The 22130-nt window shown below is 41.8% G+C and carries 22 protein-coding genes and 1 tRNA gene; 9 read left to right on the top strand and 14 right to left on the bottom strand.

From position 1 onward, the window contains the following. Nucleotides 1–37: 37 nt before the first annotated feature. Nucleotides 38–937 (top strand): LysR family transcriptional regulator, encoded by a 900-nt coding sequence (locus K1X66_02580; protein ID MBX7157261.1) that lies wholly within the window; start codon nucleotides 38–40, stop codon nucleotides 935–937. Between the two features lie 38 nt (nucleotides 938–975). On the opposite strand, the gene K1X66_02575 is transcribed toward K1X66_02580, so the two are convergent. The 7 genes from K1X66_02575 to K1X66_02545 all read right to left on the bottom strand — a co-directional run bounded on the left by K1X66_02575 (nucleotide 976) and on the right by K1X66_02545 (nucleotide 9104). Beyond that, complete coding sequence (locus K1X66_02575; protein ID MBX7157260.1) at nucleotides 976–1689, bottom strand: hypothetical protein; 714 nt, start codon at nucleotides 1687–1689, stop codon at nucleotides 976–978. 7 nt (nucleotides 1690–1696) lie between these two features. Continuing rightward, the gene (gene nth / locus K1X66_02570) at nucleotides 1697–2329 is read right to left on the bottom strand and encodes an endonuclease III (GenBank protein ID MBX7157259.1); all 633 of its coding nucleotides are present in this window, start codon (nucleotides 2327–2329) and stop codon (nucleotides 1697–1699) included. Further along, nucleotides 2326–3624 (bottom strand): tetratricopeptide repeat protein, encoded by a 1299-nt coding sequence (locus K1X66_02565; protein ID MBX7157258.1) that lies wholly within the window; start codon nucleotides 3622–3624, stop codon nucleotides 2326–2328. The genes nth and K1X66_02565 overlap by 4 nt, the downstream gene beginning before the upstream one ends. Before the next feature lie 5 nt (nucleotides 3625–3629). Further along, on the bottom strand, nucleotides 3630–4913 hold the full coding sequence (gene eno / locus K1X66_02560) for a phosphopyruvate hydratase (protein MBX7157257.1): 1284 nt from the start codon (nucleotides 4911–4913) through the stop codon (nucleotides 3630–3632). A 4-nt stretch (nucleotides 4914–4917) separates the two neighbouring features. Then, the gene (locus K1X66_02555; protein ID MBX7157256.1) at nucleotides 4918–6780 is read right to left on the bottom strand and encodes a GreA/GreB family elongation factor; all 1863 of its coding nucleotides are present in this window, start codon (nucleotides 6778–6780) and stop codon (nucleotides 4918–4920) included. Nucleotides 6781–6862: 82 nt separating this feature from the next. After that, nucleotides 6863–8086: an aspartate kinase gene (locus K1X66_02550; protein ID MBX7157255.1), complete on the bottom strand. Its 1224-nt coding sequence runs from the start codon at nucleotides 8084–8086 to the stop codon at nucleotides 6863–6865. A gap of 7 nt (nucleotides 8087–8093) precedes the next feature. Next, nucleotides 8094–9104 (bottom strand): aspartate-semialdehyde dehydrogenase, encoded by a 1011-nt coding sequence (locus tag K1X66_02545; protein ID MBX7157254.1) that lies wholly within the window; start codon nucleotides 9102–9104, stop codon nucleotides 8094–8096. Nucleotides 9105–9277: 173 nt separating this feature from the next. Between K1X66_02545 and K1X66_02540 the strand changes: the two genes are divergently transcribed. Beyond that, nucleotides 9278–10012, top strand: coding sequence for a L,D-transpeptidase family protein (locus K1X66_02540; protein MBX7157253.1), 735 nt, complete (start codon nucleotides 9278–9280; stop codon nucleotides 10010–10012). 74 nt (nucleotides 10013–10086) lie between these two features. On the opposite strand, the gene K1X66_02535 is transcribed toward K1X66_02540, so the two are convergent. After that, a tRNA-Arg gene (locus tag K1X66_02535) sits at nucleotides 10087–10159 on the bottom strand. A gap of 183 nt (nucleotides 10160–10342) precedes the next feature. On the opposite strand from K1X66_02535, the gene K1X66_02530 reads away from it, so the two are divergent. Continuing rightward, entirely contained in the window at nucleotides 10343–11386 is a 1044-nt protein-coding gene (locus K1X66_02530) for a hypothetical protein (protein ID MBX7157252.1), read from the top strand. Nucleotides 11387–11425: 39 nt separating this feature from the next. Here the strand turns inward: K1X66_02530 and K1X66_02525 are convergent, their stop codons facing one another. The 5 genes from K1X66_02525 to K1X66_02505 form a co-directional block, all read right to left on the bottom strand. Beyond that, the gene (locus K1X66_02525) at nucleotides 11426–12280 is read right to left on the bottom strand and encodes a hypothetical protein (protein MBX7157251.1); all 855 of its coding nucleotides are present in this window, start codon (nucleotides 12278–12280) and stop codon (nucleotides 11426–11428) included. Beyond that, nucleotides 12277–12537, bottom strand: coding sequence for a glutaredoxin family protein (locus K1X66_02520; GenBank protein MBX7157250.1), 261 nt, complete (start codon nucleotides 12535–12537; stop codon nucleotides 12277–12279). The genes K1X66_02525 and K1X66_02520 overlap by 4 nt, the downstream gene beginning before the upstream one ends. 45 nt (nucleotides 12538–12582) lie before the next feature. Then, complete coding sequence (gene rph / locus K1X66_02515) at nucleotides 12583–13335, bottom strand: ribonuclease PH (GenBank protein ID MBX7157249.1); 753 nt, start codon at nucleotides 13333–13335, stop codon at nucleotides 12583–12585. Nucleotides 13336–13416: 81 nt separating this feature from the next. After that, nucleotides 13417–14106, bottom strand: a complete 690-nt coding sequence (locus K1X66_02510; protein MBX7157248.1) for a PH domain-containing protein — start codon at nucleotides 14104–14106, stop codon at nucleotides 13417–13419. A 16-nt stretch (nucleotides 14107–14122) separates the two neighbouring features. Beyond that, complete coding sequence (locus tag K1X66_02505) at nucleotides 14123–14659, bottom strand: PH domain-containing protein (GenBank protein ID MBX7157247.1); 537 nt, start codon at nucleotides 14657–14659, stop codon at nucleotides 14123–14125. 141 nt (nucleotides 14660–14800) lie between these two features. On the opposite strand from K1X66_02505, the gene K1X66_02500 reads away from it, so the two are divergent. The 4 genes from K1X66_02500 (at nucleotide 14801) to K1X66_02485 (ending at nucleotide 19159) form a co-directional block, all read left to right on the top strand. Next, on the top strand, nucleotides 14801–16012 hold the full coding sequence (locus K1X66_02500; protein MBX7157246.1) for a KamA family radical SAM protein: 1212 nt from the start codon (nucleotides 14801–14803) through the stop codon (nucleotides 16010–16012). 54 nt (nucleotides 16013–16066) lie between these two features. Further along, nucleotides 16067–16987, top strand: coding sequence for a serine O-acetyltransferase (locus K1X66_02495; GenBank protein MBX7157245.1), 921 nt, complete (start codon nucleotides 16067–16069; stop codon nucleotides 16985–16987). A gap of 31 nt (nucleotides 16988–17018) precedes the next feature. Beyond that, on the top strand, nucleotides 17019–18173 hold the full coding sequence (locus K1X66_02490; protein MBX7157244.1) for a cysteine desulfurase: 1155 nt from the start codon (nucleotides 17019–17021) through the stop codon (nucleotides 18171–18173). Between the two features lie 404 nt (nucleotides 18174–18577). Beyond that, nucleotides 18578–19159 carry an RNA-binding protein gene (locus tag K1X66_02485; GenBank protein MBX7157243.1) on the top strand — a complete coding sequence of 194 codons (582 nt, stop codon included), beginning with the start codon at nucleotides 18578–18580 and terminating at the stop codon, nucleotides 19157–19159. An 86-nt stretch (nucleotides 19160–19245) separates the two neighbouring features. On the opposite strand, the gene K1X66_02480 is transcribed toward K1X66_02485, so the two are convergent. Then, nucleotides 19246–19845 (bottom strand): hypothetical protein, encoded by a 600-nt coding sequence (locus K1X66_02480; GenBank protein ID MBX7157242.1) that lies wholly within the window; start codon nucleotides 19843–19845, stop codon nucleotides 19246–19248. A 94-nt stretch (nucleotides 19846–19939) separates the two neighbouring features. Here K1X66_02480 and K1X66_02475 point away from each other — a divergent pair, with 94 nt between their 5' ends. Both K1X66_02475 and K1X66_02470 read left to right on the top strand, forming a co-directional pair. Next, the gene (locus K1X66_02475) at nucleotides 19940–21010 is read left to right on the top strand and encodes an NTP transferase domain-containing protein (protein ID MBX7157241.1); all 1071 of its coding nucleotides are present in this window, start codon (nucleotides 19940–19942) and stop codon (nucleotides 21008–21010) included. A 69-nt stretch (nucleotides 21011–21079) separates the two neighbouring features. After that, nucleotides 21080–22130 (top strand): proprotein convertase P-domain-containing protein (locus K1X66_02470; protein MBX7157240.1); only part of this gene is annotated, 1051 nt, incomplete at its 3' end.

Raw genomic sequence — 22130 nt, 5'->3', positions numbered from 1 at the left:
AGTTTGACGAATTTATTAGCCTGGCTTATATTTATATATGCAGCTCGGATGTTTCAAGGTCTTTAGAGATCTTGTTGATGTTCAAAGCTTTAGTAAGGCAGGCGATCTCAACAAGGTTTCTCAATCTGCTGTCTCACAACAGGTAAAAACTTTGGAAACACAATTCGGCATGCCCCTTCTTGAAAGGCATGGTAAAAAATTTTCCCTCACTAGTGAAGGAGAAATCATATATGAAGCTAGTCGCGAATTAACCCAAATTTACGAAAAATTACAACATCGCTTTCAAGAACTTAACAATATTATGACTGGCACCATTCGAGTTGTCACGGTCTACAGTATCGGTCTTCACGAACTTCCTGTTTACCTCAAAACTTTTTTAAAGAATTACCCGTCCGTTAATATTCATCTCGAATACCGACGCAGTAATCAAGTTTACGAAGATATTTTACACGGCATCGCAGATATCGGACTCGTCGCCTTTCCTGTAACAAGAAAAAATATCAAAATAGAACCTTTTCGCAAAGACAACCTGGTCGCCATTTGCAAACCCACCCATCCTTTAGCGTCACAAACCCACGCTACCCTACCCGATCTCGCTCCTCACAAATTCATCGCCTTCGAGCCAGACATTCCTACGCGTCAAGCCATTGATAAAATGTTTCATGACATAGGCTTTGAAATAAAACCCATTATGGAATTTGACAACATAGAAACCGTGAAACGCGCTGTTGAAATCGATGCCGGCATTGCTATCGTGCCCCGAGCCACCGTTATTCAAGAGGCTAATAATGGATTTCTAAAAATACTCGAACTTACCGGAGGCGATTACAGTCGCCCTTTAGGCATTCTCTACCAACAAAATCGCATTTTCTCTCCCGCTCAAAAAAAATTTTTGGAAATCCTTAAAACCGATCCAAAAAAATTCTTCTTTCATTAAAAAGTTTTTATTTAACTTTATCGCTTGGAAATAAAATTTTAATTATTTTCTTTATCCACCGTTCGTTCGCCAGTGAAAAACTCTTCCAAATCCCCACCAATTCCAAGAAAAGTTCTTTCAACAGACTTACCAAATCCTTGTTTTTTCTTGGGCGCTTGTTTTTTCGGTGTTTCATTTTTTGCAGTGGAAGTTTTTGCTACTTTTTTCGGTTTAGTTGCTGTGGACTGATCTTCATTCCAGGAAGTTGCTACTGTTTTGCGAGAGTTCGCATCTAAAACGAGCTGCGCCAAAATTTTAGATTGAGAGTCTAAAAGAGAAATATACCAAGCCGCCGCTTTTTTTCCCGGAGGATGTTTCAACACATAACGAAATTGGTTGGGAGACGCACCGGCGACTTTCGCCATTTCACGCGCTTTCGCTTTCAGATCTTTAAAATCCACGGTTAAATCTTGCTCCAACAATTTTGCCAATCCCGCCTCCTCAAAAGCAGGCAGTGCCCCAGATCGATCGGAAACCAATTCTCCGATATGCGCTTTCACCCAATGTTGATCTTCCTTATAGCTAGGATCGTAAAATTGAAAAAACCACGCCTCCTCGTCTACCGATTCGGTAATTTGCACCCCATACAAATACTTTTCCGAATGATTATTGGTAACTGACATGGAAATACTTTCCAAAACCGATTGTGGTGATACCGCGTGAAGCGAAACAACGCTCAAAATTAATCCCACAATCGCAAAATAATTTTTCATAGCAAATCTAGCATCGTAAAAAACTGGGACAAAGGGAAGCTAATTCGCAATGCAAACAGTCCGGTTTGCGAGCGTAACAGCGACGGCGCCCATGCCAAATCAGCCAGTGTGAGAACTGTGTCCATGACGAGCGAGGAATTTTTTTTATTAAATCCAATTCAATTTTTTCCGGCGTTTTTTGTCTTGTTAACCCCAAACGCTGAGACAAACGACTGACATGCGTGTCAACGACAATCCCTTCTTCAATCCCAAACGCATTACCCAAAACAACATTCGCTGTCTTGCGCCCCACACCTGGCAAAGCTCTCAGATCCTCCATAGTCTTAGGAACTTTGCCACCATATTTTTCCACTAAAATACGACAACAGGCTTGGATATTTTTTGCTTTTGCGCGATAAAAACCGGTTGAGCGAATGGCTTCTTCAATTTTTTCCAAGGGCGCTTGCGAAAAACTTTTAGGATTCGGAAATTGTCGAAATAAGCCTGGCGTGACAAGGTTAACACGCACATCGGTGCATTGCGCAGAAAGAATGGTGGCTATTAACAATTGAAACGCATTACGATGTTTGAGTTCGCAATGAGCGTTGGGATAAGTTTTTTCCAACTGCTTTAACACATCCGAGACACACACCGCTTTCATGACAACTCTTTTAGCGAAAGTTCGATTTGTTTACGAAAAGGATTTTCTGGATAACGCTCAAGCAAATTTTCGTAAACCCGCTTTTTTTCCTGTTTCATACCTGCCTTTTCATAACATTTTCCTGCTTCCCACAATCCTAACATCGACTTTTCTTTAGCAGACTCCCCGAAAAAAACATCAATCATTTCAAAATAACCCGCTGCTTTATCATACTCTCTTTGATCTCGTAAAATTTCACCTGCCAACCACATCGCCTCTACTTTTAAAGCAACTTCTTGCAAAGGCGCTGCAATAATGCGATCACACTCCTTTCGCGCTCGCTCCGCGTCTTTGTCACGAAGCGATTTCGCTAAGGCCAATATCTCACTCCAAGAAAGCTCAGAAGAATTTGCATGAGTTGCTTTTTCTTTATTTAGCTTGTCTAACAAAGCTTGCCCTTCTTTAGCAAAACGTCCTTGGGGAGATTGATCCATTAATCTTTTTAAATAAAAAATAGCTTTTTCTTGATCTTTTTTTGCTAGTAATTTTTGAATCCAAATCCAATAGCCTTCCTCAGTCGATGCATTAAAACCATAATGTGCTTCAAATGATTTTAAACCCTCTTCAGCTTCCGATTTTCCCTCTAATAATTCAGATAAAACTTTTTGATAAATTAAATTTTCTTTTTGTTTTTCGTTAGCCAATGGCAAGCATTCCTCAACCAATTGCCTCGCCTTGCCATAGCTCTTTAAGTTATTCAGACATGCTACTGTTCGAATTTGTGATTCTATTTTTAAATCAGTTCCAGATTGAGTTTGTTGCAACAAATTTTTTAAAATTTCTTTTTCTTGCGCACGACTCTTATTTTCTTCTAATGACGCGATCTCTTTTTTTAAAGCAGTAACCACTTCAAAACGAGGCCGCACAGCATGATAATGTTCCATAGCCAAAGAAAAATTAGTCTGAAAAAAATAAGATTCTGCCAGCGCAAAATGCGCGCGATTTTTCCATTCTAAATTCGCTTCTTTTATTTCCAATAGCGCTTGCCATTTTTTTTGTGCCTCTTGCATTAGCATAACATCATTTCTTAACTTGAGCGCATGCTTCCAATACACTCCGCCCAATTCATAAAGCGATTGAAAATATTGCGGCGCGCCTTTTAGTGTCAAATTAGTCTTGAGCAAACTCACTCTTTCTTGACTCAGTTGTCGCACCTCAGTTTGAGTAGAATCTTCCGCATGAAGACACGTCGATTCACCTAATGAAATCAAAATGGAAAATAAAATAAAAAAAGCAGATTGCAGGAAGCGATCCATGCCCTTTATTTCATGCCACATCCATAAATAGCATGATCGCCCAACGCTTCTTCAATGCGCAAAAGTTGATTATATTTCGCCAGACGATCCGACCGAGAAAAAGATCCCGTTTTAATTTGACCCGCATTCGTCGCCACAGCGATATCAGCAATCGTAGTGTCTTCTGTTTCTCCGGAACGATGACTAATCACCGCAGTATAACCACTGCGTTTCGCTAATTCAATCGCATCCAAAGTTTCCGTCAACGTGCCGATTTGATTAACTTTAATTAAAATGGAATTACCCACACCCTGCTCAATACCTCGTCTCAAAAAATCCACATTCGTCACAAACAAATCATCACCCACCAATTGAGTCGTTTTTCCCATCGCTTCAGTCAATTTTTTCCAGTTGGTCCAATCATTTTCAGCACAACCGTCTTCAATGCTAATAATAGGATATTTTCTCTGCAATTTTTGATAAAACGCAATCAATTCCGGGCCTGATAATTTTCGACCATCCGATTTTTTAAAAATATAATTTTTACTTTTGGCATCGTAAAATTCACTTGAAGCAACGTCCAAGGCCAAAAAGATTTCTTTTCCAGCTTGATAACCCGCTTTTTTAATCGCCAGAACGATCACTTCTAAAGCGTCTTCCGTAGATTTTAGGGTAGGCGCAAAACCGCCTTCATCTCCCACAGCCGTGCTTAATCCGCGATCGTGCAAAACCGTTTTTAAAGCATGGAACACTTGAACACCCATGCGCAATCCTTCTCGGAAAGTATTCGCGCCACTCGGCACAATCATGAATTCTTGAAAATCAATAGGCGCATCAGAATGCGCGCCACCATTCATAATATTAGCTAAGGGCACGGGTAAAACTTTGGCATTCGTTCCACCCAAATAACGAAATAAAGGAAGTCCTAGCGATTTCGCTGCAGCTTTCGCATTGGCTAAAGAAACTCCTAACAACGCGTTCGCTCCCAAACGACTTTTATTCTTTGTTCCATCCAAAGCAATCAAGGCTTGATCCAAACCTACTTGCTCCAACGCATCGAAACCAAGCAAACGTTTTGCAATAATCGCGCGAATATTTTTTACCGCATTTAAAACACCTTTACCTTGATAACGATTTTTATCCTTATCGCGCAATTCCCAAGCCTCGTGTTCACCTGTGCTCGCCCCCGAAGGCACTGCCGCTCGCCCAACCGTCCCCTCAGCCAATTCCACTTCCACTTCTACGGTGGGATTTCCCCGTGAATCAATAATTTCTCGCGCTCGAATTTCTGTTATCTCACTTAACTTCATATTTTTAATCTTTTACAAAAGGTTCAATGCGACGAATGGTAACAGTTCGGCTTTTACCCTCCACATCGGGCAACGCAACTTGCTCACCCACAGATTTTCCCTGCAATGCTTTGGCGAAAGGAGTCAGGTAAGAAACTATTTTTCTCTCAGGATCACCATCCCAAGCACCTAAAATTTTATAAATCTCTTCGCCATTTTCGCCGCTAACTGCCACCACCGTTCCAATCCCAACTTTCTTAGCATCCACACCCCGAAAATCGGTGCCTTTGGCTCGTAAAATATCGTGCTCCAACTCCGCGCGACGATGGCTTAACACGCGCTGCTGTTCTTTGGCAAATTTAAACTCACTATTTTCTCGCAAATCGCCATAAGAACGCGCAACGGCAATTTCTTGGGTGTTGGCAGGAATTTTTTTGTTAATCAACTCATCTAATTCTTGTTTTCTTTTTTCTAAACTTTCCCAGGAAACGATCAAAGCTTCACTTTCTGAAGAAGTTTTTTGCATTTCTTTCTTAGTTTGGCTGGAACGACCCTTGCTAGAAGACGCGTTCACCAACTCCTGCATTTCCGGATAAAGCTTAATCAAACGCGCAAGCAATGACCGCTTATCCATCTCATCAAACACTGCAGTCAACAATAAACCCCGTGTGATATCACGCACCGCATCCAAATCAGCCTCCTTCACCAAATCAGTTAAAAGCAATTTATCCGACAAAATAAGATCGCGAAGTTTGATGGATTTTTTTTCACCGATCTGATCTCGTTCCACTGCGGCAATCAGCGTGTTAAATAAACGCGGTTCAATTAACACACCCAATTCACCTTTACGATTTTTCAGCACCCAAACTAAAACTTCCGAGGCAATCGACTGCTCGCGAGCGGCCCGTTTGAGTCCCTCCAAAAAAACCTCTGCCTGATTTTCTTCTCGAAAAAAGTCTCTTATCACACCCACCAAGCGCGCTGAAGCCACACTCAACAACTTCAAAATAGCCGCTGGCCAAGTGTAAGGTTCCGCCTCTTTAATCGTGCACAAAACGGCCTTTTGACGATCAGGCGGAAAACTCACTAAGATCGTTCCCAAATCCCGCTCCAACTCATGAATTAAGCCAATTGTAGCAACGTCAGAGTCTGACTTCACATTCACTAATTTAGCCAACTCATCGCGCACCAAAGCTAATTTTAATGCCTGAGTTTTTTGCGAAGCAGGCGCTCGTTTTAAAGAAGCTTCGATTTGGCGAATGAACGCTTCCAGTTGAGTGCCATTTTCCTTTGCTGCCTCCTTCCCTCGTTTCAACCAAGCTTCTGCTGCTTCCAATTGTGGCAAAATGCCTTTTAATTCTAATGTTTCATCCAATGTTAAAGTCTTCGATTTCGGCACTTCAGTCACTTTTAATGGCGAAGTTTTGGATAAAGGCACCACAAATTGACCATCTTTCTTCATTGCACGACGCGCACCCTCCCACCATTTTTTCCATTTATCCTTCGAAATCACATCAGGAACCAACATCTTTTCAATTTCGCTAGAGGTTGCGCTAGACCCCAAACTTTCAATGATCATCGCCATCAATTCCAAAGGTTTTTCCTTGGCCAAAGTTTGCACACGTTCCAATTCTTTTTTCTTCAAGACATAAATATGATCAGAAGCCAGCGAGGAAAGCGATTGAGCCGCAAACTCAAATTTCATGAAATGGCCCGATTTGGTTTCAAAATCCACCACAAGTTGTTCACTTACGAGGTCCCAGTTTTTAACCTGACCATAACCCCAACTCCGATGAAAACAAAAAGCATCCGGTGACAAAAAAACTAGTTTTTCCGCATCTTGCGTTGAAAGTTTTTCCGCTTCAATTAAAGGAATAAGACGTTCCATATCATCAGTTATAATGATCTGAGACCGAAATAGCAAGCAACTGCGGTATTTAAGTTAAAATCGCTTAATTAAACAGTGATAACTAGGCCAAATCAGCCGAAAGATTAAATTTCTCGTGCACAGCTTGAACCCCTTTGGCTGCTGTGGCTTCATCGACTGTCACAGAAATTTTAATTTCGGAAGTGGAAATCATCTGAATATTAACACCCGCTTGAGATAACGCTTCAAACATCGCTGCAGCCACACCGCCGTGAGAACGCATGCCAATGCCTACAACCGAAATTTTTGCGATGCCTTCTTGTGCTTTAAATCCAGAAGCTCCAATCTCTTTCACAATCGGTTCCACAGCACGACGCGCTTGAGAAAGTTCATCCTTACTGAGAGTAAACGAAATATCGGTTACTCCCGCATCACTCACATTTTGCACAATCATATCCACATTGATATGTGTGGTCGCTAATGCATTAAAAATTTTCATAGCAATGCCTGGCTTATCCGGCACGCCGCTGATGGTGACTTTCGCCTGATTTTTTTCCAAGCTCACACCTCGCACCACCACTTGTTCCATACTTTGGGTTTCTTCTTTCACAATAGTTCCTGGGTTATCATTTAAACTCGAACGCACTTCAAAAACGACTCCAAATTTTTTAGCAAATTCTACAGATCGCGCTTGCATCACTTTTGATCCCAAACTGGCCATTTCCAACATCTCGTCATAGCTAAGTTCAGAAATTTTTTTGGCGCTGGGAACGATGCGAGGGTCAGTCGTATAAACACCATCCACATCCGTATAAATTTGGCATAAATCCGCTTTCACCGCCGCTGCCATAGCAATCGCGCTTAAATCAGAGCCTCCACGCCCCAACGTCGTCACACTGCCTTCGGGATTTTGCCCTTGAAACCCTGCCACAATCACGACTTTGCCCGCATCCAGCGCTTCATGAACTTTTTGCGGCGTAATTTTGCTAATGCGCGCTTTGGTATGCACTCCATCAGTTTGAATGCCTGCTTGCGCACCGGTAAAAGAAATCGCTGGCACATTAGCATGGTGCAACGCCATCGCTAAAAGCGCAATCGTCACTTGTTCACCGGTTGCTAGCAAAACGTCCATTTCACGATCGCTTGGATCTGGCGCAACTTCTTTAGCTAATTTAATTAAATTATCCGTCACACCTGACATCGCGGAGACCACAGCGACAATTTGATGACCTTCCGCACGCCAACGCGCAATGCGATTGGCCACATTATTAATGCGCTCTGGAGTGCCTACTGAAGTGCCACCATATTTTTGAACCATTAAGCTCATGAAAAAATTATTTCTTAGCGATCAAACATTCCGCAATCTGCACCGCATTCCAAGCGGCGCCTTTTAAAAGCTGATCACCACTCACAAACAAAGCTAAACTGTTCGTAGAAAAAAGATCTTCACGAATTCGGCCCACATGCACCTCCAAATCGCCACTCGCTTCAATGGGCATGGGAAAATGATTACCTTGACGATCGTCCACTACCTTAACGCCAGGCGCTTGAGATAATAATTTTCGAGCTTCGTCTACTGTGAGTTTTTTTTCTGTTTCAATTAAAATAGATTCGGAATGGGCTCGCAACACCGGCACGCGAACACAAGTTGGCACAATAGGAAGTTGAGGCGCATGAAGCATTTTTTGTGTCTCCTCAACTATTTTATTTTCTTCCTCGTTATAACCATTGCCGGCAACTGCTGTATTGTGATTAAAAACATTAAACGCAATTTGGTGCGGAAAAGCTTCTTTTTTAGCAGGTTTTCCTTCCAAAACATCGCGTGTTTGCGTTTGTAATTCCGCCATCGCCTTCGCACCCGCACCACTGGCTGATTGATAAGTCGAAACAATGATTCTTTTCAATTTTGCTGCTCGATGCAAAGGAGCAAGCGCCACAACTAAAATCGCCGCGGAACAGTTTGGATTAGCAATCAATCCTCGATGCTTTTTCAAATCCTCTGGATTCACCTCTGGCACCACCAACGGAACATCGGACTGCATGCGAAATGCGGAAGAATTATCAATCACAATCGCTCCAGCTTGGATAGCCACCGAAGCAAATTGACGCGAACGAGTCGCGCCTGCACTAAAAAAAGCAAAGTCTACCCCTGTAAAAGCATCGTCTTTCAACTCTTTCACTTCGATTTCTTGACCTTGAAAAGATAGTTTTTTGCCAACCGATTTAGCGGAAGCCAGCAAAGTCACCTGTTTCACGGGAAACTGGCGTCGCTCTAACACGCGTAATAACTCTACCCCGACCGCTCCTGTCGCTCCTACAATGGCAATGTGATAACCTTGTTTCATAAAACGCGATTACCATACAACCTTTTAAAATTCTCGCAATGGGATTTAAAAAACAATTACATGGATAAGATAACCTGTGCCTCAATTGTCGTGGCAAGCAAAGCGCTTACCCTAAAAAATTTTGAATCAATTTAAAATTTTAAATTCAAAATATTAAGTTATCATCAATCATCATGCGTTATTTTATTATTTTTTTCATCAGTTTCTTATCGATCAATTCCTGGGCGGATAATTTTGTGATTCCTTTGGCTTCGCAACAAATTATTTTAGGGTTAGCGGATGATTGGAACAGCTCTTATGTAAAATTATATCGCTTTGAAAAAAACGATTCTTCGTGGCAAATGGTTGGCACACCCTGGCAAGGACGTTTAGGAAAATCCGGTTTGGCGTGGGGACGTGGCTTACATCCTGAAAATTTGCCTGGTCTTATAAAAAGAGAGATGGATAATCGCGCTCCTTGCGGCGTATTCGAACTCGGCGATGCTTATGGCTATGCAAGAACCGTTCCGCACAACCCTAATCTGCGCTACATTCCTATCGATGAACGCGATTTATGGATCGATGATCCTACCTCACCCTACTATAATAAGCATGTTCGATTGAAGGAAAAACGACCTTTAACTGCTTGGGAAAATAAACAACAAATGCGTATGAATGACGACGCTCATAGTTTAAAACTTTTCATCGCACACAACGCCAATCTCAACATCAAACCGGGTTTTGGCAGCGCCATCTTTTTTCATATCTGGCGAGAAAACGGCAATAAACCCACCTCCGGTTGCACAACTATGTCGCGAGAAAAATTATCAGAACTCATCCAATGGGTAAATCCTGGTTTAAAACCTCTTTTTGTGCTTTTACCGCGTCCGGTTTATGAAAACGTAAAAACAAATTGGGCATTACCTTAAATCTATCAAAAAAAATTTGTCCTATTTTTCTAAATCTTAACAGTTAAGCGCAAACAATCATTACCCAAAATAGCCGCGCCCGGAGGGACTCGAACCCCCAACCCTCTGATCCGAAGTCAGATGCTCTATCCATTGAGCCACGAGCGCTTATCCTTAAGTCTATAAATTAAAAAAAAATTTTACAACTTCGAATTCTTAAAGTGAATGAACAAATTAGGTAGTTTAGTTAAAATTTCTTTTCTTTTTTTAATTTGATTTTTTTTTACTAACTTAGTTTACTATCAGTAAATGGAAAATTCGTCCACTCCCGATCAAATTCGAGGAAGTCGATTGAGCGAATTACTAGCTCCTTACCAAACCCCTCCAAAACTGGAAATCTTAGACCATACCCAACAACCTGTTTCAGATCTTCGAGTGGGCAAAATGGAAGGTGCCATAAAAAATACTTTTTTAGGTAAAAAATTAAATCCTGATCTCGATCAAGATCGATTTTATGTTCGTTTACAGGATGAAGCCCTAACAGGAAAAGGGCAAGTTTCAGTTAAACTTTCTACGGTCAATGCCAGTGGACAAAACAAAGAGTCAAACGTTGAAGTTAAATTAAAAGAATCACCGCCGGGCTCAGGCACTTTTATTTCTGATTCCTTACTTCTTGTTTCCGACCGATGGGATGACAAGAAAAGGGTTGATAAAGTAAAGGATAATCATCTGGGAGACCGAACCTTTCAAGTGGGACTAGGTGATCGAGTAGAAGTAGAATATCCTTCTTCAAACTTATGTGCTATAGCGCAAGTGCCAGTTCAACAACAGCTACCGATTGATATTGTGGTCTTAAGAGACAAACCAGGAGGTAATCCAGTTATTAGTAACAATAAGCTTCAAGAGGAAATTAAAAGAACGCAGGAAAGATTTGCTCAACTTGGCATTGAAATCATTCCTAATATTCAAGTTGTCGATCCCCCTCCAAAAACAAAGCTATCTTCCGGCCAAGAAATTAACTTAGGTAACGGCGTTCAAAGTCCCACCGAAATTCAGTGGCTTGACAACCAGTTAGGCACTCCTTTCGATTCTCAAAGATTACAAGTTTTCTATGTTTCTGACTTTAATTTACCAACAACAATGGCTGGAGAAAAAGCCGACGGTATCGGATTGAAAGAGCAAGGTATCATTGTAATAGATGCAAAAAGCGATCTACCTTACGCCCTAGCCCATGAAATCGGTCATACTTTGGACCTAGGTCATGCCACTAATAAAAATGTTATGGTTGATAAACCTTCAACAAGCCAAGGCTTTGGTGGCGATAAACGCTTCACACAAACTCAAGAGCAACAAATGTACAATTACGGCACTCAGCACGGAAGATTTTCTCCTTAAATGCATTTAAATTATTAAGTTCTTATAACAAAATTTGACTCAACTCAACAAAACTCGAAAAATTTGGCCCAACGCACCTAAAGTGCCTCGCCAGGAATAACGCACGAGACCTTTTTCTTTAGTGAGACGCAACCACCCATGGCGAAGATTGTAATCCATTTGGCGTTCAAACCAACTGGACCAAACGCGTCGCGCTTCTTCCGCGTTTTCCAATTCAGGCCGAACACGCGCTTCAACTTGGTTTAATCGTAAAAACTCCAAATGTTGTTCTAAAAGTAATTCTGGAGTGCGTGCTGTCGTGCATCGCCACAAACGAAGCTCGGGTGATAATTGTAAGCCATAAGGCAAAGGATAGTTCCAAGTCATCCAATGCATTTCATTGTCTTTCGACCAACATGAAATCGCCGAGTAAATAAAAGACCATTGCTCTTGTCCGATCAATCCTACTACGACAAAAAATCGTCGATCTTTGGAAACAAGGAAACGAAAAACTTGTCGAGGATCGCTTGGTTTTAACTCACAATCTTCGATATTTTCAAAACCCAGTTGCTCCCAAGCATAAGCCGTTTCGCGAAAGGCTTCAAATTCGCTTCGCACAGTCATCAAACTCTCCAAAGTGCGATGACGTTTCACGCGATGGCGTCGTGTCAAAATGAGCATCTGCACAAAAGGAAAAATCATCCAAGTTAAAGCAAAAATTAAGCCTGCTACCCAGATTTTTGCCCACCAGGCCAAACCAACGCCTAAAGCGATTGGGAAAAGAAAAAAGGAGACACGCCGCCCACCGCGCCAAGTCAATTGACTAAAACCAGCGCTTACCAAAAGCAAAGCCAAGGCCAGTAAATAACCCCATTTTGGCCACATCTCATTAAAATTTTCAGCTATCAGACTCATGATCCTTTCCATAATTTCAATTGTTTCAAAAACGTTTCCAACTGTTTTATATCAAAATCCGCTAAAACCTTCTCCTCGACCACCAAAGTGGGCACGCGCGGTTGATGTGAAATTTGTATCATCTCATCTCGAGCGTTGGGATGCAAGCCAATATCCACCTTTTCATACCTAAATCCATGAGAATCCAGCCATTGCATAGCTTCTTGACACCACCCGCACCAAGAACGGATGAAAAGTTTCATGGGAAATTGCGACATATTAGAATTTATCCCGAAGTCGACTTCGATGCAAACTTCTAATATTTATTTCAATATTTTTTTTTGATTTTTAATGAGCTGTTGAATGCCTTTTTTGGCCAATTTCAAAAGTTCTTGAAGATGTTTTTCTGAAAAAGTCGATTCCTCTCCATTGCCTTGAATTTCAATAAATCGACCTCTACCCGTCATGACCACATTCATATCGACAGCTGCATCTTTATCTTCCTCGTAACATAAATCCAAAAGAGGTTGATCTCCCGCTAGCCCCACACTGATTGCCGCTACAGAATCTTTCAAAGGCCAAGAGGTTAAAAGCTTTTGTTTTTGCAATTTTTGACAAGCCAGCGCCAAAGCCACATAAGCGCCCGTGATGCTCGCTGTGCGCGTGCCCCCATCAGCTCGCAACACATCGCAATCGACCCAAAGTGAGCGCTGCCCCAATTTTTCCAAATCCAAAATGGCGCGCAAAGAACGACCAATCAAACGTTGAATTTCTTGACTACGACCATCAATCTTGCCACGACTCGAATCACGTTGTTTGCGCTCCAACGTGGAATACGGCAGCATAGAATATTCCGCTGTCAGCCATCCCCCGGTAACTCCCTGTTCTTTCATCCAACGCGGCACTGATTCCTCTACCGTGACTGCACAAATCACTTCAGTTTTTCCGAAAGAACAAAGCACGGATCCCAAAGCATGCGGCGCCACATCGAGTTGAAAACGAACCGGACGCAATTGGTCAAAACGACGATGATTCAAACGTTGAAAAGCACGCTTTTTAGAAGATCGCTGAGGCATGGTCGATCATACCCTTTTTGTTATTTTGGCAAGTTAAATTTAGCCTTTTCGCTAAAATACCATCATTACTGAATAAAAAAATTATAACCCCAAATCTTCAATCGGATTTTCTTTTATTTTATGAATAAGAATAAGTTTTAGGGCGTCGGCATCTTTTTTTCTTAATCCTGGAATGTTGACTTTGTTACTCAAAGATCTCAACGCACCATTTTTTCGACGATTTTTTCTTTTAGCTCCTCCTTGTGAGGCATTTTCAATACAAAGCGTGGCTAGACCAAAAATTCTATCAAACCAATCTTGTTTAATTAAAATATTTTGAATCATTCCGTAAGCTAAACTGCGCTGTTTTTTGGTAATAATGCCTTCTTTAACGACAAAAAATTTAGCTTCAATTGAATAAGAGAAGTTTTCTTTGGCTAACATTTTAATAATAAAATAAAAAGGCACTACAATCAAATAGTGGGGACCATAGTAAAAACTATAATTAAAAACCAATCCTCCAATAAGCAACATCAGTGGCTCTTTGATAAGCCACAACATTGTTATGGGATAATCCTTCTCAGTAACCAGTCTTCCTACAGGCAATGGCTCCTCTGTTGAATAATATAACTTTTCTTTTTGGGACTCATCACGCTCGGTCAGGGAATCAAAAGCCTCCTCTACATCACTCCTCTGCCAACCTGCCCTTAAAAAAGAAGCTACGATTTCTTGTCGGCTTTTACCCTGAGCAAGCTCAAACCTAATAAAATCTAAAATTCCGTTATTGGTCATGGTTACAACTCAGGAATTAAAGCGAAGTCGACACTCTCTTTCGGCTAATGCGTTCATTGATTATTTTCAGCAACGCATGTTTTAATCCATCAGCCTCCGATTTTTCTAATCCATCAATATGCGCTGCTATTCCGGAAGAAACTGTTGCGCTGGATAAATGAACATCATATAAACCAAAAATTCTATCTAAAATGTCTTGATCCACATACACATCTTGGATCCGTTCATAAGGGATAGTAATTTCTTGAGGAGTAATGGCCCCTTTTCTTATCACGATATAGTCTGCCGCTAAATCGTAAAAGTAAACGGCGTAATACCAACGTTGATAAAAATAAACGATACCTATAAAGAAAAAGATAAAACCGAAAACAAATAGGGAAGATGAAACTAACCATTCACTAATTTTATAACGTGAAACCAGACCAATTACCATAACACAATAGACTGTTAGAAACAGAAGTGTAACCAACAGCGTGTTAGCTAAAGTTTTTTTCAAAACTTTTTTGGTGCTTAAAGGAAACTGCTGTCTTGTTTTACTTACTTCGAGTTGCATGAGTTTATATTTTTCTTAAATTTACTAACAGTTTATTTCAATAGCAATTGTTTATTAAGCCTATAAGCCCCATATTGACATCAAAACCCGCGAAAAGTTTGACAAGAAGTTAGATCATTTTAATCTACAGATAACTTATCAATGAACACTTCATTTCGCTGGACAGCAAAACACTTTAATAAAGTGAGTCACGAAACATGGTCACAAGCTTCTGATGTCGATTGGAACGATTGGCGATGGCAACTTAAACATCGCATTGCTTCTATGGAAGAATTAGAAAAACGTTTGACTCTTACTCAAGAAGAGCGCGCAGGCGTGCTGTTTTCCAATACCAAACTAGCTCTGGGCATCACCCCTTATTTTTTTAATCTCATCGACGTAAATGATCCTAGTTGTCCGATTCGTCGACAGGTTGTGCCACGCATCGAAGAAATGGATTACCAAGCCAGCGATTTAACAGATCCTTGTGGTGAAGATCATGACATGGTCGCGCCCGGTTTAGTGCATCGTTACCCGGATCGTGTTCTTTTTTTAGTAACCGATCGTTGCGCTTCATACTGCCGTTATTGCACACGAAGCCGCGTCGTAAGTGGCGCGGGCGAACAACATCTGGACACCAACCATCAAGCTGCCATCACTTATATCGCTCAACATCCTGAGATTCGCGATGTGCTTCTTTCTGGAGGTGATCCTTTATTATTATCGGACTCCAAATTAGATGCATTGCTAGGCCAACTTCGAGCTATTCCTCACGTGGAATTTATTCGTATCGGCACACGCATTCCGATTTTTTTACCGCAACGCATCACCCCCGAATTAGTAGCGATTTTTAAAAAATATCATCCACTTTGGATCAGCATTCACACTAACCATCCCAAAGAATTGACGCATGAAAGTCGCGCTGCTTTAGAACTTTTAGCCGATGCGGGAATTCCTTTAGGAAATCAGGCTGTGCTTTTGAAAGGAGTGAATGATTCCGCGCCCGTTTTGAAGGAATTATTTCAAAAACTATTAATCTGTCGCGTGCGACCTTACTACCTTTACCAATGCGACCTCATTCGCGGCTCAGCCCATCTGCGCACCACCATTCGGCGCGGATTGGAAATCATGCAAGAACTCCGTGGCCATACTACGGGCTATGCTATTCCTCAATATGTCGTGGATGGTCCCGGTGGCGGTGGAAAAATTCCGCTCAATCCAGATTATATTTTAGGTCACGACGGAAAAAATTTGCTCTTAAAAAATTATAAGGGCGAAATCTATGAATACCCTGAGCCTGCTACTGATTTAGTTAAACCTCTTCGCTGCGATTCAACTCCTTCCGATGAGATTGTAGCTTTAGGATTGGATTAAGCAATGCTCACCTAAAAACTTCCCATTTGGATATTTTATTTTAAGCTTCAATGCATGTTAAAAGTACCACCCCAATCTTTGATTGACGAGTTACTCGATTCTTACCGCCACCATGGCGGCATTAATCATATTGATGGGGTCAATTTGCCTTCTAAATTAAGTATTGCACAAATCACTCACGATCTATTGCGACTTCTCTTTCCTGGTTTCTTTGACAGCAAAGCTTTACATTCACAAGAATTGGAAACTTTTTCTCAAAAATCATTGGAAACCCTAAAATCACTACTCGAACAAGAAATCCTAAAAAGTTTAAAATATCAACCTCGTACCAGTGAGGAAGTCGATCGACTCGATTCCTTAGCCTCAGAATTAACTCATGAATTTTTAACCCATATTCCTCAAATTCGTGCCTGTTTGGAAAAAGATGTCGAAGCCGCTTATGATGGTGACCCCGCTGCGCAAAGTTATGAAGAAGTCATCGTCGCTTACCCCTTTATAGAAGCCATTGCCGTACAACGCATGGCGCATGTGCTTTATAATTTAAAAATTGCTCTCATCCCGCGCATCATGACCGAATGGGCACATTCCCGCACGGGAATCGATATCCATCCTGGGGCAAAAATCGGCACACATTTCTTTATCGATCATGGCACAGGCGTCGTCATCGGAGAAACCTGCGTCATTGGAAATCATGTTAAAATTTATCACGGCGTCACGTTGGGTGCTATGTCTACTTCCGGCGGTCAAAAACTTCATGGACAAAAACGACATCCCAGCATCGAAGATCATGTCACGATTTATCCCAATGCCACCATCTTAGGCGGCAACACGGTTATCGGCGCACGCAGCACCATAGCAGGAAACGTGTGGCTAACTCATTCTGTGCCGCCCGATTCACTAGTCGAATTCGAACGGCAACGCCTCCATATTCGATCCAAACGCGATCGTCATAATTCCAACGATTTTCAAATTTAAACATCTCTTAAGCATCATTAGTTTGAATCAATTGAAACGCATCTACCTTGATTATAACGCCACAACTCCGCTCGATCCCAAAGTGCTCGAGGCTATGTTGCCTTATCTCAAAGAAAAATTCGGCAACCCTTCCAGTATTCATGCTGAAGGTCGTCTCGCACGGGCTGTCGTGGATGAATCGCGCGATCAATTAGCCGCTATTTTAGGCGCAAAATCGCATGAAATTATTTTTACCGGAAGTGGTACAGAATCCAATAATCTTGCCATCCTGGGCCTCGCCCTTGCCAATGCCGAACGCGGCAAACACATCATCACCTCTCAAATCGAGCATCACGCCGTGTTACATGCCTGCCAATTACTAGAAAAAAGGCATGGATTCACAGTTACTTATCTGCCTGTCGACGCCTCGGGATTGGTCGACGAAGAAAAACTGCGCCAAGCCATTCGACCTGAAACGACTTTAATCTCGCTCATGTCAGCCAATAATGAAACGGGCACACGTCAATCAGTTGAAAAAATCGGACACTGGTGTCGGGAGCAAAAAATTTTATTTCATGTAGACGCTATCCAATCGTTTGGAAAAGAACCCGTAAATGTGAAAACATGGTCAGTTGATGCCTTATCCTTGGCGGCCCATAAATTTTATGGCCCTAAAGGCGTAGGTGCACTTTTTTTAAGAAGCGGTCTCTCTCTCGCACCCACACTGGTTGGCGGCGCTCAAGAAAATCAGCGTCGCCCCGGAACCGAAAATGTGGCCGCAATCGTAGGATTAACAGTTGCTGCACAACAAGCCGTTCAACAAATCTCTTCTGAAATGCCCCGGCAACAACAATGGATCGAAAATTTTTGGGGGCAACTTTCTCAAGCTGTAACCGGCCTTCATCGCAATGGAGATTCCATCGCCCGCATTGCCAACACGCTCAATGTCAGTGTGGAAGAAGTAAAAGGCGAAGAGCTTTTAATCGCTTGCGATCTGGAAGGCTTGGCCTTATCGAGCGGCTCGGCCTGCATGGTCGGCAGCATGCAACCTTCCTACGTCCTTTTAGCGATGGGTGTGCCACCCCAACTCGCCCAAGCGGCACTTCGATTTTCCATTGGCAAATTGACTGAGGAAAGCCAAATTTCCGAAATTATCCCTCGTTTCAAAAAAGTCATTGCCCAACTTCGCTCCCAGTCGTCCAAATAAAAAAGTTGCCTTCACCGCTTTTTTCTTATACATTATTCTTTGAAACAAAAATAAATCTGGAAAGCTCTTTTGAAGGATTTGTTTATAATTTAGGAAGTTACTTTCTTGATATGGTTAGGAAATGAAACCCCAATAACAAGACTTCCTAGTAGTTTTTATGGAAATAAAAAAGGTTAATCACTTCTATGCCAACAGAATATTCTGCTGGCTATATGATCTTATCCTTTTGGCGAGAAAGATGTTGTCTCAAAATCTCTCGCACCCTGCATTGACAGGAAATCGATCGTTTGAGGACAAAAATTTGTCCCTGACAAAACTCTACTCGATTATAGGCAAACTTCAGCCACGAACCCGTTGTTCCCTGGTTGACCCCAAAAATGACTTTCCCAAGAACAAAAAAAATTATGTCTACCGACTATCGTCCTGGAGCACGACGCCGCTCGCGTTCGCGTCGCCCACAACATTCTCAAACTTCTTCTCCAAAAAAGAAAAATCCTATCGCGAAATTTTTCAGCAAACTTTTTGGAGGGCAGGAATCGGGTAATGGTCACACCCATCCTTCTCAACCTCGACGTAGTGAACATCGCAGCAACCGATATGGCAGTGAAAGACGAAAACCGTCTTACCGAGATCGCGCACCACGTTCCTCCGAAGCCGGCGCTTCTCCGAAACCTTCCTCAGCAGCTAATCTGCTCGAAGTCACATCCAACCGCTTATATTTGGGCAACTTAAGTTACGATGTTGCAGAAAGCGATTTATTCGATCTGCTTTCGCAAGTCGCGCCCATCCGCAATGTGGAAGTTGCTCGTGAACGACGCAGCAATCGATCTAAAGGTTTTGGCTTCGTTGAAATGGAAACCGTCGAAGGTGCTAAGGCTGTTCAAACCAAGTTTCATGGCTACGAATTAATGGGCCGAAGTCTGGTTATCAGCGGCGCCAAAAATCGTTCCGAAAGCGTTTCAGCTGAATCTTCATCAGAAGTTTAGTTTTCTTTTTGATATCAGTTCAGTGTTCAAACGGCCAAGTGAAAATGACTTGGCCGTTTTTTTTCGCCTTTTGTAAAACTTAGAATTTAAAACTTAGACTTAGGAAAAGCTGCCCTCACCCAAAGCAATAAAGCAACTCCTAAAATAGAATAGCTAATCAGCCAAAACCCCGCTCCCACTTGCATTCCCACAGCAAATCGCGCCCCTTCAGTTACCGCCACTTTCCAACGAACCAATAAATAAAAACAAAACATTCCCACACCCGCATACACAAAAGTGCGAGGACGACGCCAAAAGACAATCATCAATAAAACAATTAAAGCCGGCAACATCGCAAAAAGCGCAACAAAATAAGCTCTCTCAGGAAAATTGCCTTTTCCTATCATCTGATCCACAAAATAACGACTCGGCGGCGCAGTTGACGAACTTTGTCGCAAATCATGAAAAATTTGTCCACCCGAAATACTTTGCCAACCATTTTGAAAAAGTGCCTCCCTTTGAAATTCATCCAACCCCACAAAATCCTGCCATTCCACCTTGGCCTCCGTTTCTTCTTGCAAAGAGTCCGCCAATCGACCTAAAGCAGGATCCCAAGACTGTTTCAGCTTCACCCACGGCAGAAAAAAAGCGGCTAAACTCAACACACTCAGCCCTATCAAAATCCAATTTGAAGCACGATGACTCATAAGAAAAACAAGGAAAATAGAAAAAATAGAAAAATTAGCGAGCAAGAATTATTTAACCGCTCGATTTTTCTACGTAATTTTGAGACAATCTTTCATGGCCTATAAACATTCGAATCTCTTCCTCTTCATTCTTGCCGGAGGCAGTGGGGAACGCTTTTGGCCATTAAGTCGCTCAAAAAAACCGAAACATTTACTCACCCTTTTCTCAAAAAAAACTTTACTCGAAGAAACTCTTCAACGCGTAAAAAACTTAGTCCCCCCTCGCCAGCTTTTTATTTTGACCAACGCACAACAAAAAAAATTAATCCGCCAAAAACTTCCCCATTTCCCCATCCAACAAATCATTATAGAACCTAAAAAACGCGATACCGCTCCTGCCGCGGCGCTCGCTACGGCAATCGCACGCAAAAAAAATCCGAACGCTATCGTTGGACTTCTCCCCGCAGATCATCTCATTAAAAAAATCGCTCTCTTCCAAAAAAACCTCCAACGCGCCATCACGACAGCAGCCCAAAATGAAACCCTAGTCACAATTGGCATTTCACCTACTTTTCCTGCAACGGGATTCGGTTATCTAAAAATTCATGCCCAACCCAAATCAGTTCAAAAAGGATTACCTTATAACGTGAATCAATTCTTAGAAAAACCTGATCTCGCAACAGCTAAAAAATTTTTAAAACAAAAAAATTACTTTTGGAATGCTGGCATTTTCTTTTGGAACGCTAACTATTTTTTTCATGAAACTCAAAAATACGCTCCTGACCTCGCACATTTTTTAAAAAATTTTCCAACCACTCATTACCAATCCTATCTCAGAACCCAATTCCCCAAACTCAAAAAAATTTCATTGGATTACGCCCTAGCTGAAAAAGTCAAAACGGTCAAAGTTATCATCGCTGAATTTGACTGGAACGATGTCGGATCGTGGGAAGCTTTGGTTCATTATTTTCAGCCCGATGAAAATAATAATATCCTAATCGGTAAAGCCGCCCTTATCGATTGTCATAATAATATTATTGTTAATAAATCCTCTCAATTTATCGCATTAATCGGAGTGAAGGACACCATTTTTGTAGTAACCAAGGATGCCACTCTAACAGCGCATCGTTCCCAAAACCAAGCCATTAAAAAATTATTTGCTAGACTTCCGATTCATTTTCGCTAATTTTCTACTTTCAAGAACTAATAATACAAAATTGTATTAAAACTTCTTTATCCAAAATAAGGAAAACCTATGAAAAAAAATAATAGAAAATTATGGCTGATTTTTTGTTTTAGTATCAGCTTATTAACTCTAAACTCTTTTACTCAAGCTCAAATTGTGCCAACGGAACCAGCCAATGTGATTTCCAATCACTATATGGCAACCTATCCGGCGCCTATCGCCATTCTATTTCAAACCACTAACGTAAACGTGCAAATCTCCAATGCAGTAGGCAAAGTATGGGATGTCAATTTGAGAACGGAAATTACCCATCAATTTCCTGTCGATATCGACATGTATCTTACCTCACCTCAAGGCACTCATGTTCATTTCACTTCCAGTACGGCTGGCAATGGTTATGGGGGTGGTAATGCAGGCGTTTTTAACGGCACATGGTGGGACGACCAAGCAGCTACCAATGTCGAGGATGCAGTTTACATGCCCATGGTTCTTCAACCCTCTTTACAACCAGTTGATGCTTTATCGGCTTTTGATGGCGAAAATCCTAATGGTACTTGGACACTAACCATCACCGACACCTTTTTTCTTGATGATGGTTCTTTAAACGCCGCTCAGCTTGATATTGCAACTTATATAGGAACACCTACCTGTGTAACTCACAGCTATACCAACACTGTTTCCACCCCTATCCCCGATAACGCTTCCATTAGTCCCACGATTAATGTCAGCGATCAACCCTATCGCATTAGCCAAGTCAAAGTCTTTACCAAAATTCCTCACACTGCCTCTGCCGATCTCGATATCTTTCTCACCTCACCAGTAGGAACTAAAACAACATTAGTCACCGATCAAGGTGGAGTGAATGACAATATCTTTAATGGCACCCTGTGGTACGATGAAGCCTCAAAATCAGCTGGCAGCGTGTCTAATGTCTATACCGATAACGTCGTAGAAACCCAACTCATACCTGAAGGTGCATTAGGCATCTTCAAAGGCGAAAATCCTAATGGCACCTGGACCTTAAATGTTACCGATGACAACCTCAATGGCAATGTTGGCAACCTTGACAACTGGTGGATCGAAATTACCACTTGCGCAGCTGGTGTGAATGATGTTAACG

It is taken from the genome of Verrucomicrobiia bacterium (assembly GCA_019694135.1).
Taxonomy (GTDB): domain Bacteria; phylum Verrucomicrobiota; class Verrucomicrobiia; order JADLBR01; family JAIBCM01; genus JAIBCM01.
This window is presented reverse-complemented; position numbering and strand designations above follow the sequence as displayed.